The sequence below is a fragment of the Isoptericola maris genome (assembly GCF_048065335.1).
GTDB lineage: Bacteria > Actinomycetota > Actinomycetes > Actinomycetales > Cellulomonadaceae > Isoptericola > Isoptericola rhizosphaerae.
Window position 1 is genome coordinate 202,720 of the sequence record NZ_JBLUNY010000002.1, and the last position, 16,805, is coordinate 219,524.

At 74.7% G+C, this 16,805-nt stretch carries 16 protein-coding genes and 1 pseudogene; 5 read left to right on the forward strand and 12 right to left on the reverse strand.

What is annotated here, in order from left to right; genetic code table 11:
* Positions 1 to 2: 2 nt before the first annotated feature.
* From ACH5HR_RS05045 to ACH5HR_RS05085, 9 genes and pseudogenes are all read right to left on the reverse strand, one after another.
* Positions 3 to 458, reverse strand: a pseudogene (locus ACH5HR_RS05045) (Rv3654c family TadE-like protein); the annotation flags it as partial.
* Positions 359 to 709 carry a TadE family type IV pilus minor pilin gene (locus ACH5HR_RS05050; protein WP_402373723.1) on the reverse strand — a complete coding sequence of 117 codons (351 nt, stop codon included), beginning with the start codon at positions 707 to 709 and terminating at the stop codon, positions 359 to 361. The gene ACH5HR_RS05050 and the pseudogene ACH5HR_RS05045, both read right to left, overlap by 100 nt.
* A complete protein-coding gene (locus ACH5HR_RS05055) occupies positions 706 to 930 on the reverse strand; it encodes a DUF4244 domain-containing protein (protein ID WP_416476587.1) in 225 nt (74 codons plus the stop codon). Before ACH5HR_RS05055 ends, ACH5HR_RS05050 begins: the two co-directional genes overlap by 4 nt.
* 100 nt (positions 931 to 1,030) lie before the next feature.
* Complete coding sequence (locus ACH5HR_RS05060; RefSeq protein WP_416476588.1) at positions 1,031 to 1,786, reverse strand: type II secretion system F family protein; 756 nt, start codon at positions 1,784 to 1,786, stop codon at positions 1,031 to 1,033.
* Positions 1,783 to 2,466: a hypothetical protein gene (locus tag ACH5HR_RS05065; RefSeq protein ID WP_416476589.1), complete on the reverse strand. Its 684-nt coding sequence runs from the start codon at positions 2,464 to 2,466 to the stop codon at positions 1,783 to 1,785. Before ACH5HR_RS05065 ends, ACH5HR_RS05060 begins: the two co-directional genes overlap by 4 nt.
* On the reverse strand, positions 2,451 to 3,650 hold the full coding sequence (locus ACH5HR_RS05070) for a TadA family conjugal transfer-associated ATPase (protein ID WP_402373714.1): 1,200 nt from the start codon (positions 3,648 to 3,650) through the stop codon (positions 2,451 to 2,453). Before ACH5HR_RS05070 ends, ACH5HR_RS05065 begins: the two co-directional genes overlap by 16 nt.
* On the reverse strand, positions 3,647 to 4,462 hold the full coding sequence (locus tag ACH5HR_RS05075; RefSeq protein ID WP_416476590.1) for a CpaE-like family protein: 816 nt from the start codon (positions 4,460 to 4,462) through the stop codon (positions 3,647 to 3,649). The genes ACH5HR_RS05070 and ACH5HR_RS05075 overlap by 4 nt, the downstream gene beginning before the upstream one ends.
* Positions 4,463 to 4,551: 89 nt before the next feature.
* On the reverse strand, positions 4,552 to 5,823 hold the full coding sequence (locus ACH5HR_RS05080; protein ID WP_416476591.1) for an MFS transporter: 1,272 nt from the start codon (positions 5,821 to 5,823) through the stop codon (positions 4,552 to 4,554).
* A complete protein-coding gene (locus tag ACH5HR_RS05085; protein WP_416476592.1) occupies positions 5,820 to 6,428 on the reverse strand; it encodes an ArsR/SmtB family transcription factor in 609 nt (202 codons plus the stop codon). The genes ACH5HR_RS05080 and ACH5HR_RS05085 overlap by 4 nt, the downstream gene beginning before the upstream one ends.
* Before the next feature lie 111 nt (positions 6,429 to 6,539).
* On the opposite strand from ACH5HR_RS05085, the gene ACH5HR_RS05090 reads away from it, so the two are divergent.
* From ACH5HR_RS05090 to ACH5HR_RS05110, 5 genes are all read left to right on the forward strand, one after another.
* The gene (locus ACH5HR_RS05090) at positions 6,540 to 7,466 is read left to right on the forward strand and encodes an HAD family hydrolase (protein WP_416476593.1); all 927 of its coding nucleotides are present in this window, start codon (positions 6,540 to 6,542) and stop codon (positions 7,464 to 7,466) included.
* Positions 7,467 to 7,798: 332 nt separating this feature from the next.
* Positions 7,799 to 9,805: an acetate--CoA ligase gene (gene acs, locus ACH5HR_RS05095; RefSeq protein ID WP_416476594.1), complete on the forward strand. Its 2,007-nt coding sequence runs from the start codon at positions 7,799 to 7,801 to the stop codon at positions 9,803 to 9,805.
* A 61-nt stretch (positions 9,806 to 9,866) separates the two neighbouring features.
* Positions 9,867 to 10,805 carry a mycothiol synthase gene (gene mshD / locus ACH5HR_RS05100; protein WP_416476595.1) on the forward strand — a complete coding sequence of 313 codons (939 nt, stop codon included), beginning with the start codon at positions 9,867 to 9,869 and terminating at the stop codon, positions 10,803 to 10,805.
* A gap of 159 nt (positions 10,806 to 10,964) precedes the next feature.
* Positions 10,965 to 13,202 carry an RNA degradosome polyphosphate kinase gene (locus ACH5HR_RS05105; protein ID WP_402373944.1) on the forward strand — a complete coding sequence of 746 codons (2,238 nt, stop codon included), beginning with the start codon at positions 10,965 to 10,967 and terminating at the stop codon, positions 13,200 to 13,202.
* A gap of 98 nt (positions 13,203 to 13,300) precedes the next feature.
* Positions 13,301 to 14,257: an NUDIX domain-containing protein gene (locus ACH5HR_RS05110; RefSeq protein WP_416476596.1), complete on the forward strand. Its 957-nt coding sequence runs from the start codon at positions 13,301 to 13,303 to the stop codon at positions 14,255 to 14,257.
* A 7-nt stretch (positions 14,258 to 14,264) separates the two neighbouring features.
* Here ACH5HR_RS05110 and ACH5HR_RS05115 read toward each other — a convergent pair whose 3' ends face one another.
* The 3 genes from ACH5HR_RS05115 to ACH5HR_RS05125 all read right to left on the reverse strand — a co-directional run bounded on the left by ACH5HR_RS05115 (position 14,265) and on the right by ACH5HR_RS05125 (position 16,709).
* A complete protein-coding gene (locus ACH5HR_RS05115; protein ID WP_402373693.1) occupies positions 14,265 to 15,269 on the reverse strand; it encodes an inorganic phosphate transporter in 1,005 nt (334 codons plus the stop codon).
* 2 nt (positions 15,270 to 15,271) lie between these two features.
* Positions 15,272 to 15,892, reverse strand: a complete 621-nt coding sequence (locus tag ACH5HR_RS05120; RefSeq protein ID WP_402373690.1) for a DUF47 domain-containing protein — start codon at positions 15,890 to 15,892, stop codon at positions 15,272 to 15,274.
* Between the two features lie 217 nt (positions 15,893 to 16,109).
* Entirely contained in the window at positions 16,110 to 16,709 is a 600-nt protein-coding gene (locus ACH5HR_RS05125; protein ID WP_402373942.1) for a hypothetical protein, read from the reverse strand.
* Positions 16,710 to 16,805: the final 96 nt, after the last annotated feature.

Sequence of the window (16,805 nt, forward strand, 5' to 3'; positions counted from 1 at the left end):
CGCGCCGTCGCCTCGGCGGTCCCGAGCCCGCCCCACGACCCGGCGGAGCCGACGACGGCCCTCGCGGCGGTGACCGTCACCACACCGCCGTCCTCGACGCCGCAGGCCACCGCCAGTCCGTCGTTCTGCCAGACGACGCGCTCCGCCGTCGTGCACGGGTCGTGGCCCCAGCGCAGCGCGGTCGCCCCCGCGAGCGCACCGAGGTCCGCGGCCGACCGTGCCACGGAGCGTGCCTGCTGAGCCGCACCGAGCGCCGCGACCGCCGTGACGAGCAGCAGCACCACCGCCGCGAGCCCGAGCACCAGCACGGTGCCGGCGCCTCGTTCGCCGCCGACGGTCCGGGCGCCGTCCGGAGCCGTCACGGTTCGACCCAGGCGACCGCCTCGCCGGTCGCGCGCAGGGGTGCCCCGGCGAACCAGCCGCCCACGACCGACGTGCTGACCACCACACGGACCCACTCGCCGTCGCGCGTCACGGTGGCCTCGGCGTCAGCACCGGCGACCTGCGAGACGGCGGCGTGCGCCGCGCCGAGGTCCGCGCTCACGGCGGCCTGACGGGCCCCGGCCCGGGCCGCGTCCGCCGCGCGCAGCTGCGCGGTGGACGCGGCCGCGAGCGTGAGCACCGCGACGAGGAGCAGGACGACCACCGGCATGCCGACGGCGAGCTCGGCCGTCACCGAACCGCGTTCTCCCCGGTCGCGGGCGCTCACACCGACAGCGCCGAGCTGATGATCGACTCGAGCATCCCGCGCACGGAGTCGCTCTGGAGCACCAGGATGAGCAGCCCCGCGAAGCCGACGGCGGCGATGGTCGCGATCGCGTACTCGGCCGTGGCGAGGCCGGCCTCAGGGTCGGGCGCGTCGGGTCGGTCGGGCGAACCCGTCGGCTCCACCGGGTCCTGGTCGTCGACGATCTGCGTCGTGTCGGTCATGCGTTCTCCCTTCTCCACCGGGCTCCCGCCCGGTTCCGTGCCCTCGGTCGGCCGACCGAGGGCGATCTCCGCCCCGGCCGTCGGGCCGGGGCGGGCACGCTCAGCCGGACAACAGGTCCACACCGAGCGCGAGCAGCACGGGCACGAGCCCGACGAGCACGAAGGCCGGCAGGTAGCACAGGCCGAGGGGCAGGACGAGCCGGACGGCCAGGCGCGCGGCAGCCGTCCGCGCGGCAGCCTGGCGTTCGTGCCGGTGCTCGGCACCGGCGGCCCGCAGCGACTCGCCCGGCGCCGCGCCCTCGGCCCACGCGCCGCGGAGCGCACGCCGCAGCACGTCGAGCCGTGGAGCGACCGCGTCCCGCCCTGATCGGGCGGGGACGTCGCACGCCCCGGCCCACGCCGCGTCCTGTCGCCCTGATCGGGCGGGGACGTCGCACGCCCCGGTCCATGCCGCGTCCCATCCGGCCCCGAGCCGGAGCGCCGCGGCGACCCGTCCGAGGGCACGGCCGTCCGGCCCACCGACGGCGGCACCCACCGCCTCCAGCGCCCGCGGGACGCCCGCACCGGACCGCACGGCCGCGGCGACCAGCTCGAGCAGGCACGGCACGTCCAGCGCGGCGGACGCCTGCCCCGCCTCTCGGCCGGCGTGGTCCGCGGCCCGGTCGCCGGGTGTGACGAGGCCCGCCACCCGGCGGCGTGCGGCGCGCGCCGCCCAGCGCCACGGCGACAGGCCGGCGAAAGCCACGAGCGCGACCAGACCGCCCACGGCGGCAGGGCTCAGACCGGCGGGGCTCAGACCGGCGGGGCTCAGACCGGCGAGGTCGGGGCCGACGGCGAGCGCGGCCACGGCGTTCACGGCTCGGCCCCCGCCGTCCGGGCCGCGGCCACCAGCCGCCGGGTCCAGGCACGGCCGGCGAGGAGGGCGAGCACGCCGAGCAGGACGGCGGCCGTGCCCAGCCCGCCGTCGGTGGCCGTGGCGAGCGGGTCGGCTCCGAGGGCTGTCCCGAGCACCACGCCGAGCGCCGGCAGCCACAGCAGGACGCGCGCGGTGGCCTGCGGCCCGGCGAGGGACGCCTCCCGTTCCGCGTCCGCCTCGGCCTGCGCGACGAGCGCGGCCCCGACGGCCTCCAGCACCCCGCCCAACGGTGCGCCGACGTCGCGGGCGAGCCGGGCGGCGGCGACGACGGCGCGTGCGGGCCGGGCGCCGCCGACGGCAGCGGCCAGCGCCTCACGGTCGGGGACGCCCTCGGCGTCGACCGGCACCCCGAGCGCCCGCGACCAGGCGCGTGCCGGTGATGCTCCGGAGCGCAGCAGTGCTCCTACCTGGGCGACGGCGAGCCGGACCTGGTCCGGAGCGGTCTCTGGCTGCCGCGTCAGCCGACGCCACCAGCCCGCGGGGCCGCGCCCGCCCCGGACGCGTCGTCCGCGGGGAGGATGCACGACGGCCGTGGCTGGGCGGCCGCCCGGCGCCGCCACGCACCATGCCGCGCACGCCACGCACAGGCCGGCCAGCCACGCGCTCAGCACGGTTCCCACCGCCTCAGCAGGTCGTCCCAGCCGGGTCCGGGCACCGGGTCGCCTCCACCCGGACCGCCCCACGTCGCCACCGGCCGGACCTCCAGCTCACCGGGAGCGGCGCTGCGCACCACCGCGACCTGAGCGAGGTGCCGCACCCCGCGGCGGCGGCGCAGGTGCAGCACCACGTCGAGGGCAGCGGCTGCCTGCGCGGCGACGGCGGCACGCGGCATCCCGGCGAGCGCGGCGAGGGCCTCGAGGCGGGCCGGGACGTGCTCGGCCGCGTTCGCGTGCACCGTGGCCATCCCGCCGTCGTGCCCGGTGTTGAGGGCGAGCAGCAGCTCGCGCACCTCGGCGCCGCGGCACTCGCCGAGCACGATCCGGTCGGGCCGCATCCGCAGTGCACCGTGGACGAGGTCGGTCAGGGTGACCTCGCCCGAGCCCTCCACGTTCGCCCGGCGGGCCGCGAGCGCCACCACGTGGGGGTGGACGGGCGCGAGCTCGCGGGCCTCCTCCACCGTGACCAGGCGTTCGCCCGGCGGCACCAGGCCGAGCAGCGCGGCGAGCAGGGTCGTCTTGCCCGTTCCGGTGCCCCCGGTGACCAGCAGGTTCGCGCGACCGCCGACCAGACCGGCCAGGAGCGAGCCCCAGGCGGCGGGCACAGCACCACGGGCGGTGAGCGCCGGCAGGTCGAGGACGGCCTGGCGCAGCACGCGGAGCGCGATCACGGCACCCGCCGGTGCGATCGGCTCGACCGCGGCGTGCAGGCGGGTCCCGTCCGGGAGGCGTGCGTCCACCACGGGGCTGGCGTCGTCGAGCCGGGCGCCGGCGACGGCGGCCATGCGGACCGCGAGCGCCCGGACGTCCGCGGCGCCCGGCAGGCGGACGTCGCTGCGCCGCAGCCCGTCGCCGCGATCGACCCAGACGTCGTCGGGACCGTTGACGAGGACGTCGGTCACGCCGGGCTCCTCCAGGAGCGGCTGCAGCGGGCCGGCGCCGGACAGCTCTGCCCGGGCGGCGCGGGTGAGGTCGGCGAGCGCGTCGGAGCCGAGGACGCGGCCGCTGGCCCGCAGCGCGTCGGCGACGGCGTCGTCGTCGGGCGGGCCGGCCGCCCCGGGCGCCGCACCGAGCCGTGCGCGCAGACCGTCCAGCAGCGTGGGGTCGAGCACGGCGGACCGCCCGCGGGGCGACGCTCCGGTGCTCATGCGACGGCCACGGTGCTCGCGGCGGCGGGGGCCGTCCCGGAAGGTCCGCCGTTCGGTCGGACGAGCGCCTCCACGAGCCGTTCGGCGGCGACGCCCAGCGGGCTGCGACGGCCGCTGCGGGGTCCGTCGCCGCGTTCGACGGCCGCGGCCAGGCGACCGTCCCAGCCGACGGTGACGGCGGCACGGCGGCCGAGCGCCCGCTCGACCCCGGCCGTGTCGACCCGGCCGGGGGCGGGGCGGCGCGGCACGAGGTGCACGGGGCCGGCGCCGAGCGCGTCGAGCACCCCGAGGGTGGCCAGGGCCCCGGCGACGGCTGGTGCCGTGAGCGGGACGACGAGGAGCACGGCGTCGGCGGCGGTGACGAGGGACCGGCTCGCCTCGCCCCAGCCGGACGGACGCGGCAGGTCGAGCACCACCCGGTGGCCGGCGCGCAGCAGGGCCGTCGCCACATCCAGCACCACGGCGTCCTCCGGCACGCCGTGGGCGGCTCCTTCCCGGCTGCCGGAGAGCAGCGGCACGGCGCGCCAGCGCGGCAGCGCGGCGACGAGCCCGTCGGCGTCGAGGCTGCCCCGGGCGTCGGCCAGCTCGGGCCAGCGGGCGCCGGGGTCGGCCTCGACGCCGAGCAGCACGTCGAGCCCCGCCCCGGGGACGTCGAGGTCCACGAGGGCGGCAGCACCGGCCCGCCGTCGCAGGGCACGTGCGAGCGCCGCCGCGAGGACGCTGGTCCCGGCACCGCCGCACGCGCCGACGACGGCGGTCAGGCGGGCCGGTCCTCGCTGCACGGCGGCGGGTGGTTCGGTGGCGTGGTCCATGGCGCCACCCTGGTGCGGGCCGGGGCTGTGCCGTCGGCTGCACGAGCCCGGCGGTGGAGGCGGTGCTCTGGGGGCGGCTTCCAGGCGGGCTACACGCTCACGGCGACCTTCCCGGCGCGCCGCAGCTCGCGCTCACGACGCAGGGCAGGCAGGAAGCAGAAGACGCCGAGCACGCTCACCGCGCCGCCGATCACCATCGCCGCGCCGGTGGAGGTGACGTCCGCCGTCCAGCCCAGCACGGGGGACGCGACCGCGTAGGTGGCGAACGCCGTCATCGAGGCCAGGGAGAGCACGGTCGACCGGTTGCGGGACGCGGCCTCCCGGTGCAGCAGCGTGTTGTACAGGGGTCCGGCCGCACCATGCAGGCCGTAGGTGACGAGGTAGGCCGCCACCAGAGCCGCCGGCCCGGCCACCACTCCCATCCACACCGCGCCGAGCCCGTTGAGGACGCGGGCCGCCATGGCTGCACGCGCCACCCCGACGCGCTTCGAGGCCAGGCCGGCGAGCGCCGCGCCGAGCGCGAACACGCCCCACCCCACGGACGCCGTCGGGCCCATGATGGCGCCGGCTCGCGCCCCGCTGCCGACGAGCTCGGCGAGGCGGATCGGCTGCAGGGACTCGAAGACGACCATCGCCGTCGACCAGAACACCTCGACGAGGAGCAGGCCCAGCAGCACCCGGTTGGTCGCGGCGAGCCGCAGCCCGTCGGCGACGACGGCGGGCGTCCGGCGGGCCGCTCCCCCACGTCCCGCGCCGTCGTCGGGCACCGCGCGGACCTCCCGGAGCAGGACGCACAGCGCCACGAGGTGGACGACGGCGAGGCCGGCGTAGACCACGTACGGCAGCGTGAGCGCGGACCAGAGCGTCACCGGGTGCCACCACACGAGGCCGCCCGAGACGAGCGCGCCGGCCGCGACGGACAGGCCGACGACGACGCCGTGCCGCGCGAGGGTCCGGTCGACGTCGGCACCCGGGCTGGTCGCGTGCACGGCGTCCACGAACCATGCTTCGAGCGGGCCGGAGTCCAGCGCACGGGAGGCGCCCAGGGCGGCGGCCGCGACCGCGAACTGCCAGAAGGTGCCCGCCACCGCGAACGCCGTCGCCGCGACCACCTGCGTCGCTGCGGCGGTGACGAGCACCGGCTTGCGACCGAACGCGTCGGCCGTGCCACCGGTGGGCAGCTCGAGGGCGAACACGACGATCCCGGTGATCGACGCGAGCGTCAGGGTCTGCGTCACGGTGAGCCCGCGCTCGACCGGGAGCAGGGTCGTCGCCGCGACGACGAGACCCACGGGGAACCAGCGGGTGGCGCTCAGCAGCAGGAAGACCCGGCGCGCGGCGGACGGCGTGAGCACCGTCATGAGCCGGTGCCCTCGGCGTCGGGGACGTCGTCCGGCTCGAGCGGGAACGACGTCATGTACAGGTGCAGGCGCCGCGCGCTGGGGTCGTCCGCACCGGCGCGGACGTACCGGGCGACGACGGCGTCGAGCTCGGCCTGCATCTGGCGTGCCTGGTCGGGCGTCACCTCGACCCAGGCGTCACCCATCCCGGAGACCTCCTGCCAGGGCGTCGGCCAGGAGTCGGCGACGTCGAGCCAGCGGGAGTACGCGACGTCGAACTGCCGGTGGTAGTCGCGCACCAGCCAGCCGAGCGCGGTGCGGGCGTCCTCGTCCTCGGCGAAGTCCGCGGCGGACCAGGCGTGGCTCTCGGTCGCGGCCTGCCAGATGCGTTCCTTGCCGCGGCCCGCGCCGGTGTCCTCCACGAGCCCGACGGACTCGAGCTTGCGCAGGTGGTAGCTGGTGGCGCCCGTGTTGGTCGAGAGCTCGGCGGCGAGCGCCGTGGCCGACGCCGGTCCGCCGCGCCGCAGGGCGCTCAGCAGCCGGGAGCGCAGCGGGTGGGCCAGGACCTTGACGGACTCGGCGGTGAGGTCGAGGCGGGACCAGGGCTGCTCAGGGTTCGCATCCATGCGTGCAGAATAAGTGTGCACGCCTTTAATGCACAATACCTGTGCACGCAGTCCCGGCTCGAGGCCGGGGGATCCATCGAGATCGGCGTCACAGGCCATAGGCTCTGTCGGGTGATCACCTCGTCGCCGGGAACGCCCCCGCCGCCGCACGGGCGGGTGCGGTCACGAGCAGGGCACCGGGTCGCGGCGTTCTTCGACCTGGACAAGACCGTCATCGCCACGAGCTCGACCGCCGCGTTCTCCCGCCCCTTCTTCGCGGGCGGGCTCATCACCCGTGGCGACGTGCTGCGCAGCGCCTACGCGCACTTCCTGTACATGGCGAGCAGCGCCGACGCCGCCCAGACCGAGCGCATGCGCCAGCACCTGTCCGAGCTCGCCACCGGGTGGGACGTCGCCAAGGTCGAGCAGATCGTCGCCGAGACGCTCCACGAGCACATCGACCCCTACGTCTACGCGGAGGCCGTCGACCTCATCGCGGAGCACCACGCGATGGGCCACGACGTCGTGGTGGTCTCGGCGTCGGGCACCGAGCTGGTGGAACCGATCGCGGCGATGCTCGGGGCGGACCACGTCGTGGCGACCCGGATGGCGGTCGCCGACGGCCGCTTCACCGGCGAGATCGACTTCTACGCCTACGGGGAGAACAAGGCCACGGCCATCACCGAGCTGGCGGCCGCGCGCGGTTACGACCTGCAACGCTGCTACGCCTACTCCGACTCGATCACGGACGCCCCGATGCTCGCCGCGGTCGGGCACGGGTTCGCCGTCAACCCCGACCGCACCCTGCGCCGGCTCGCCGCGCAGAACGGCTGGGGCACGCTCACCTTCACCAGGCCTGTCGCGCTGCGTCCCACGATCCGCCCGACGCCGGTGCTCGCCGTCGTCGGGACGCTCGCTCTCGCCGGGCTCACCTGGGCTCTGTGGCGGCGGTGGCGCCGTCGGACCGGACAACCCGCTCCTCTTGCGGGCACCCGCAGCCAGGCGTTCCATGGTGCTCACAGGACGGGGCACGGGACCCACGCACAGACAGTCCACTGAGGACTCGTCGAGCGGGCTTGACCCGGTACGACGACGCGAGGACCACGCGCCTGCTACCCGCGAACCGTCCGGCGCGAGCGGCGCTCGGTGGAAGGAACCCGGGCGCCGCCCTCGTGCGTCGGACCGCTCGGCAACGGGCTGCGACCGCTCGGGAGGGCAGAGCGACCGCTCGCCCGGGAGCGGCGCGGGAGCATCGGCGGGAGCAGTAAGTCCGCTTCCCTTACTATTGCCTCCGCGGGGCGTGATCTGCACCACGACGCGGGTCTACACTCCCCACAGGGCGGCCCTCGGACGCCCCTCACGGACGGAACGCGACGACGCGGAGGAACCCAGTGACCGACAGCCAAGCCACCAGCCCGAGCCTCGAGAACCTGCTCCACGAGACCCGCGCGTTCCCGCCGAGTCCGGAGTTCGCCGACCAGGCCAACGCCCAGGCCTCGATGTACGACGAGGCCGCCGCCGACGGCGTGGAGTTCTGGGCCCGGCAGGCCCGCGAGCTCGTCTCCTGGAAGACACCTTTCACCCAGACGCTCGACTGGTCCGAAGCCCCCGTCGCGAAGTGGTTCGCCGACGGCACCCTCAACGCCGCGTACAACGCCGTCGACCGCCACGTCGAGGCCGGGCTCGGCGACCGCGTCGCCATCCACTTCGAGGGCGAGCCCGGCGACACCCGCACCATCACCTACGCCGACCTGCAGCGCGAGGTGTCCCGCGCGGCCAACGCCCTCGCCGCGCTGGGCGTCGAGTCCGGCGACCGCGTCGTCATCTACCTGCCGATGCTCGTCGAGTCCGTCGTCGCGATGCTCGCGTGCGCCCGCCTGGGAGCCGCGCACTCCGTCGTCTTCGGCGGGTTCAGCGCCGACGCGCTGCGCAGCCGCATCGCCGACGCCGGCGCCAAGCTCGTCATCACCGCCGACGGCGGGCACCGCCGCGGGGCGCCCAGCGCACTGAAGCCCGCCGTCGACGCGGCGCTCGCCCCCAAGGACGGCGAACCGGCCACCACCGTCGAGCACGTGCTCGTGGTGCGACGCACCGAGCAGGACGTCGAGTGGACGGAGGGGCGCGACGTCTGGTGGCACGACGCCGTCGAGGCCGCCGACACGTTCCACGAGCCCGCCTGGGTCGACGCCGAGCACCCCCTGTTCATCCTGTACACCTCCGGCACCACCGGGAAGCCGAAGGGCATCCTGCACACCACCGGCGGCTACCTCACGCAGACGGCGTTCACGCACAAGCACGTGTTCGACCTCAAGGCGGACTCGGACGTCTACTGGTGCACCGCCGACATCGGCTGGGTCACCGGCCACTCGTACATCGTCTACGGCCCGCTGCTCAACGGCGCCACCCAGGTGATCTACGAGGGCACCCCGGACACCCCGCACCGCGGCCGCTGGTGGGAGATCATCCAGAAGTACGGCGTCTCCATCTTCTACACCGCGCCCACGGCCATCCGCGCCTGCATGAAGTGGGGCGAGGAGATCCCCGCGGAGTTCGACCTCTCCTCCCTGCGCGTGCTCGGCTCGGTGGGCGAACCCATCAACCCCGAGGCGTGGATGTGGTACCGCCGCGTCATCGGGTCGGACAAGACCCCGGTCGTGGACACCTGGTGGCAGACGGAGACCGGCGCCATCATGATCTCCCCGCTGCCCGGCGTCACCGCGGCCAAGCCCGGCTCTGCCCAGGTGCCCCTGCCCGGGATCGCCGCCACGGTCGTCGACGACGAGGCGCGCCCCGTGCCGGACGGCGGCGGCGGGTACCTCGTGCTCTCGGAACCCTGGCCGGCCATGCTGCGCGGCATCTGGGGCGACCTGCAGCGGTTCAAGGACACCTACTGGTCGCGGTTCCCCGGCATCTACTTCGCGGGCGACGGCGCCAAGAAGGACGACGACGGCGACATCTGGCTGCTCGGCCGCGTCGACGACGTCATGAACGTCTCGGGGCACCGGCTGTCCACCACCGAGATCGAGTCCGCCCTCGTGTCGAACGAGCTCGTCGCGGAGGCAGCCGTCGTCGGCGCCGCGGACGAGGTGTCGGGCCAGGCAGTGGTCGCGTTCGTCATCCTGCGAGGCGAGCACGCCGACGAGGCGGCCACGGACGAGGGGTCCGCCCGCATCGAGAAGACCCTGCGCGACCACGTCGCCCAGGAGATCGGCCCGATCGCCAAGCCGAAGCGGATCCTCGTGGTGGCCGAGCTGCCGAAGACCCGCTCGGGCAAGATCATGCGCCGTCTCCTGCGCGACGTGGCGGAGAACCGCGAGGTCGGCGACGCCACGACGCTGGCCGACTCCTCGGTCATGAACCTCATCCAGGCGGGCCTGGCCAAGCCGTCGGAGGACTGACACACCGGTCCACCGGGGCGGGGGGCTGACCGCCCCCTGCCCCGGCATGGACAATGGTCTTGTGCGCTTCCCCTTCCCGATCGAGATCCTCCCGCTGACCGCCGCGTCGCAGGACGCCGTGCGCGACCTGGCCGCCGCCGCCGGGGCTCACGACGGCGTGGCCCCGCTCTCGGAGCAGCCCTTGCTGCGCCTCGGGGACGACGACCCGGACCTCACGCACGTCCGGGTGCAGACCCGGACCGGAGCCACCACGGGCTACCTGCAGGTGGACCGTGGCGGCGACGTCGCGAGCGCCGAGCTCGTCGTCCACCCCGACCACCGCCGCACCGGCATCGGCTCCGTCCTGCTGCGCACGGCCGAGCGCGACGCCCGCCTGCCCGACCGGTCCGGCGCACCCGACCAGCGGGGCAAGGCGTTGCGCGTCTGGGCGCACGGCGACCTGCCCGCCGCCCAGGCCTTCGCCGCCGCCCGCGGATACACGAGCGTGCGCGAGCTCCTCTTCCTCGCGCTCCCGCTCGACGACGCCCCGGCCGTGCCGACGCCACCCCAGGGCTACCGGCTGCGCAACTTCCGGGCCGGGTCCGACGACGACGCCTGGGTCGCGCTCAACGCCCGGGCCTTCGCCGACCACCCCGAGCAGGGCCGCCTCACCGTGCACGACCTGCACGCCCGGATCGCCGAGCCGTGGTTCGACGCCGAGGGCTTCCGGCTCCTGGAGGGCCCCGACGGGCACCTCGCCGGCTCCATCTGGACGAAGGTGCCCACCGACCAGCCGGAGGGTTCGCGTGACGGCGAGATCTACGCCGTCGGCGTCGACCCGGCCGCGCAGGGCCGCGGCCTCGGTGCGCTGCTCACCGCGGCGGGACTGCACCACCTGGCGGCCGTGGGCTGCACGCGGGCCGTGCTCTACGTCGACGGCGACAACCCCGCGGCGCTCGCCACCTACGAGCGAGCAGGCTTCGAGCGGGCCGCGATCGACGTCCAGTACGCGCCCGCCTGAGTCCTCCGTCACCCACCGTTCGTCAAACGATGCCAACATGGGCTCATGACTGCGTCCAGCCCGCGTACGGCCCGGCGTGACTCCCGCGGGCGGTTCGTCGCCGCGGCCACCGCCAGCACCTCCGAGACACGCACGACCGCGAAGGCAGGACCGCCACGCATGGACCCCCAGCTCGCCGCCCACATCGCCGAGCACATCGCCGAGGACTCGGGGGACACGACCGACCAGGTCCAGATCGTCCCGCCGGAGCCGATCGAGCTCCCGGCCGACCGGTTCGCCGACCGCGAGCTCAGCTGGTTGGCCTTCAACGAGCGCGTGCTGGAGCTGGCCGAGGACTCGTCGCTGCCCCTGCTCGAGCGGGTCCGGTTCCTGGCGATCTTCGCCTCGAACCTCGACGAGTTCTTCATGGTCCGGGTGGCGGGCCTGAAGCGGCGCATCGCCACCGGCATCGCCGTCACCGCGGCCTCGGGACTCAACCCCCGCGAGGTGCTCCAGGGCATCGGTGAGAACGCCCACCGACTGATGGAGCGGCACGCCGCCGTGTTCCGCAGCGACGTGCAGCCGGCGCTCGCCACCGAGGGCATCACGATCGTGCACTGGGACGAGCTGCTTGACAAGGAGCAGCAGCGGCTGCACAAGTTCTTCCGCAAGCACATCTTCCCGGTGCTCACCCCCCTGGCCGTCGACCCGGCGCACCCGTTCCCGTACATCTCGGGTCTCTCGCTCAACCTCGCGGTCGTGGTGATGAACCCGCTGACCGGCAAGGAGCACTTCGCCCGCGTCAAGGTGCCGCCGCTGCTGCCCCGCTTCATCGCCGTCGACGACCGCGGCCGCCCGAGCGCGCCCACACCGACGCAGGCCGGCGGCACGCAGAAGTCGTTCGTGCCGCTCGAGGAAGTGATCGCCCAGCACCTGGACCACCTCTTCCCCGGGATGGAGGTGCGCGAGCACCACACCTTCCGCGTCACGCGCAACGAGGACGTGGAGGTGGAGGAGGACGACGCCGAGAACCTTCTGCAGGCCATGGAGAAGGAGCTGCTGCGCCGCCGGTTCGGCCCGCCGGTCCGGCTCGAGCTCGCCGGCGGGATCTCGTCGCGCATCCGGGAGCTGCTGGTCCGCGAGCTCGGCGTCGTCGAGGAGGAGGTCTACGAGCTGGACGGCCCGCTGGACCTCACCGGCCTGAACGTCATCGCGGACATCGACCGGGCCGAGCTGCACTACCCGCCGTTCATCCCCACCACCCACCGCCAGCTCGCCGAGGTCGAGTCCGCGATGCCGGGCGACGTCTTCGCCGCCATCCGCGAGCGCGACGTGCTGCTGCACCACCCGTACGACTCGTTCTCCACCTCCGTGCAGACGTTCCTCGAGCAGGCTGCCGCCGACCCCAAGGTCCTGGCGATCAAGCAGACGCTGTACCGGACCTCGGGCGACTCCCCCATCGTCGACGCCCTGATCGACGCCGCCGAGGCAGGCAAGCAGGTGCTCGCGCTGGTGGAGATCAAGGCACGGTTCGACGAGCAGGCGAACATCTCCTGGGCCCGCAAGCTCGAGCAGGCCGGCGTGCACGTCGTCTACGGCATCGTCGGCCTCAAGACCCACTGCAAGCTCTCGCTGGTGGTACGCCAGGAGTCCGACGGGCTGCGCCGCTACTGCCACGTGGGCACGGGCAACTACCACCCGAAGACGGCCCGGCTGTACACCGACCACGGCCTGCTGACCTGCGACCCCGACGTCGGCCAGGACCTCACCCGCCTGTTCAACCAGCTGTCCGGCTACGCGCCCCGGTCCCGGTTCCACCGCCTGCTGGTCGCGCCCCGCACGGTACGGTCCGGGCTGATCGAGCGCATCGACCGCGAGGCCGCAGCCGCCGCCGCCGGCCACGAGGCGTGGGTCAAGATGAAGGTCAACTCCGCCGTCGACGAGGCCACCATCGACGCGCTCTACCGGGCGTCGCAGGCCGGGGCGAAGGTCGACCTCGTGGTGCGCGGCATCTGCGCCCTGCGGCCCGGGGTCCCCGGGCTGAGCGAGAACATCCGGGTGCGCTCCATCCTGGGCCGGTTCCTGGAGCACTCGCGGATCTTCGCCTTCGCCAACTCCGCCGGACCCGCGATCGGCGAGGGGCCGGAGACCGGGCCGGAGGTGTTCATCGGCTCGGCCGACCTCATGCACCGCAACCTCGACCGTCGCGTCGAGGCGCTGGTGCGCATCAGCGACGAGAGCCAGATCCTCGAGCTCCTCGAGCTGATCGACGAGTCGATGTCGGACGAGTCAGCCTCCTGGCACCTGCAGCAGGACGACACCTGGGTGCGTGCCACAGGGCCGGAGGGCGAACCTCTGGTCGACCTGCAGTCGCAGCTCGTTCGCCGTCACCGCCGCCGCCCCGCCAGGACGCGCTGACCCACCCGATGGCCGCCGCACCGCAGTCGCCCCGCCGGCTCCGCACCGCGACACCGTTCGTCGACCCCCTCGGCGCGACGTCGGTGCAGCATGCGCCCGTGATCGAGACCGCCGGTGCGCTCGTGTGGCGCATCCGGCACAAGAAGCTCCAGGTGCAGCTCGTGCACCGGCCCCGCTACGACGACTGGTCGTGGCCGAAGGGCAAGCACGAGGAGGGCGAGTCCCTCGCCACGACGGCGATGCGCGAGGTCGCCGAGGAGACGGGCCGCGCCGTGGTGCTCGGCCTGCCGCTGCCCGGCCTGCAGTACCTCACCCCGGAAGGCCGCGTGAAGCGCGTGCACTACTGGGCGGCACGCCGCGCCGCCTCCGAGCGCGACGCCCACCCGCTCGCCGCCCGGGCGCCCGTCGCCCCGGTGGACAAGCGCGAGATCGACCGCTGCGAGTGGGTCGACGCCGACGTCGCCGCCGAGCGCCTCACGCGCGCGACCGACCGCGGGCCGCTGGACGCCCTCGTCGAGGCCGCACACGACGACCACCTCGCCACGCACGCCGTCGTCATCGTCCGGCACGGCCGGGCGCTGCCCCGCGCGGCCTGGTACGGCGCCGAGCAGGAGCGCCCCCTGACGCCGGTCGGCCACGCGCAGGCCGCCGCGCTGGTCCCGGTGCTCGCCGCCTACGGCGTCGACTCGGTGGTCTCCAGCCGCTGGGAACGGTGCGCGACGTCGATCGACCCGTACGTGCGGGCGTCCGGCGTGCGTCCCGAGTACAGCGACAACCTCGGCGAGGCGCAGCACGAACGCTCGCCCGCCCGCGTCGCCGGGGCCGTCCGCGACCTGCTGGAGTCCGGCCGGTCGTCGGTGCTGTGCACGCACCGCCCCGTGCTCCCGACGGTGCTCGACGTGCTCGGGCAGCACTCGCGCCGCGCGGTGGCCAACGCCCTGCCCCGGCGGGACCCGTATCTGGAGCCCGGCGAGGCCCTCGTCGCGCACGTCGCCACGACTCGACGCGGACCGCGGGTGGTCGCGGCCGAACGGGTCGCGCCGCCGGTGTTCTGAGCCGGTCTCAGCCCACGGAGCCCAGCACGAGCCACGTGGCCCCGGCGGCCATCAGACCCGCTGCGGGCGCGGTCAGCAGCCAGAACACGGCGATCGTCCGAGCCACTCCCCAGCGCACCGCGGAGAGCCGCCGGGTGGACCCCACGCCCACGATCGCGGCGGTGATGGTGTGCGTGGTGGACACCGGGGCGTGCAGCACGATCGCGCTGACGTACAGCACGATCGCGGAGACCGACTCGGCGACGAAGCCGCGCGCGGGGTCGATCTCGATGATCCGCCGTCCGAGGGTCCGCATGATGCGCCAGCCGCCGGCGTACGTGCCCGCCGCCATCGCGGTCGCCGCCGCGAGCTTGACCCACAGCGGGATGCCCTCGACGGGGCTGACGGCGCCGACCGTGAGGAGCGCCAGCCAGACGACGCCCATCGTCTTCTGCGCCGCCTGCAGGCCGTGCCCGAGCGCCATGGCGGCGGCCGACGCCGTCTGCGCGATCCGGAAGCGTCGGTTCACGCGGGACGGCGCCGCGTTCCGGAACGTCCACAGCAGGGCGACCATGAGCGCGAACGCCCCCACGAACCCGATGACGGGCGACACGAGCAGGGGGACCACCACCCGGTCGAAGACCTCTTCGCCGTGGACCGCCATGCCGCCGGCGAGACCGGCCCCGAGCAGGCCGCCCACGAGCGAGTGGGTGGACGACGTCGGCATGCCGAACCACCAGGCGACGAGGTTCCACGCGATGGCGCCCAGCAGCGCGCACAGCAGCACGACGAGCGCGTCCACGGCCGGCGCCCCGTCGAGGTCCACGACCGACGTCGCGATCGTCTCGGCGACGGCGGTCCCGAGCAGGGCGCCGACGAAGTTCATCGCCGCCGCCATCGCGACGGCGATGCGGGGCGTGAGCGCCCGGGTCGAGATGGAGGTCGCGACCGAGTTCGCCGCGTCGAGGAACCCGTTCGTGCAGGCGAAGCCGAGTGCGACGACCACGACCACGACGACGAGGGCGACCTCCACGCTCACGACTCCTTGAGGACGATCGTCTCGACGAGGTTCGCGACCTTCTCGAAGGCGTCCGTGGCCTCCTCGAGGATGTCGACGACCTCCTTGAGCTTGATCAGCAGGATCGGGTCGGCCACACGGTCGAAGAGGTGGGCGAGCAGCGTGCGGTGCAGCTTGTCGCCCTGGTTCTCGAGCCGGTTGATCTCGACCCAGTACTCGGGGAGCTGGTCGAGCTTGCGCAGCCGGGGCATGGCGTCGGCCGTCAGCTCGGCGCAGCGCAGCAGCACCTGGATCTGCTCGGAGACGGCCATCGGCAGCTCGTCGATCTTGTAGAGGACGATGAGGTGCCCCGCCTCGTCCATCGCGTCCATGCAGTCGTCCAGCGCGGAGGCGAGGCTGTAGATCTCGTCCCGGCCGAAGGGTGTGACGAACGTCTTGTTGAGCCGCCGCATGATGGAGTGCGTCGCCTCGTCGGCCTCGTGCTCCGCCTCGGTCAGGCGGTCCACGATCTCCTCGCGCTCACGACGCGACGCTCCGAGGAGCTCGGCCAGCAGGGTTGCTCCGGTGACGGTGTGTCCGGCCAGCACGGCCAGCAGGTCGAAGAAGGTGGTGTCGCGCGGTGTGAGGCGCAGGCGCACGTGAGGCTCCCGGTGAGGAGGGACGCTCGGTCAGTCACAGAGTAGGTCCCGGCTCGCGACCGGGCTAAATCGGCTGTCCGGCGTGGGCGCGCCCGGACGCAGAAGTGCGACGCCGGACCGGGAGCGCCTCTCGGCGCGTGGCCGCTCGAAGCGGCTCGAGGTGGAGCCCGGGGCTACCGCGGCCCGACGTCGCCCGTCCATCGTACGGCCGCTTCCGTCAGTCGAGCGAACCCGCACGCCACAGCGCGGCCGCGTGCTCGAGCTCGCCGGCGGTCCCCACCAGGTCCGCTGCGCCGCTCGTCATGCGCGCCGCCGCCTGCGGGTCGGCGACCTCCCGCGCGTCGGCGTCGTAGGCCGCACCGGTCGCCAGGATCCGGCAGAACGCCGCGGCTCGCTCCAGCGCGACGGCCAGGTCACCGGCATAGACCCCGGACAGCACCGTGTCCGCGAGCTCGCGCAGGTCCGACGGCGTAGGCGGGCGCGGCACTCCGGCCACGACCTCCTGCACCGGCGCGACGTCGACGCCGAGGCGGTAGCGCAGGCCGATGGTGCGCGGGTCGCGCCGCACCCACTCGCGCAGCGCGTACAGCCGCCAGAGGGCACCGGGCAGGCTGGCCGGCGCGGCGTCCGACCAGAGCTCGGCGACCACGTCGAGGCCTTCGTCCTCGACGAGCCGGACGAGCCGTGCGACCACCTCGGGGTCCTCGGCGGCGCGGGCGCGGTGGACGACGGCGCGAGCGGTGGTGTGGGCCACCTCGTCGCGCCGCGCAGGGTCGAGCGCGCCCGGCAGGGCGTCGGCATCGCGCGGGTCGAGCATGGCCGGGCGACGGAAACGTCGGTCGTTCACCGACCCAGTCTCGCAGGTCGGTCAGGTACTACGACGGCGTCGGTGGGCACCGCGTCTCCTGTGGCG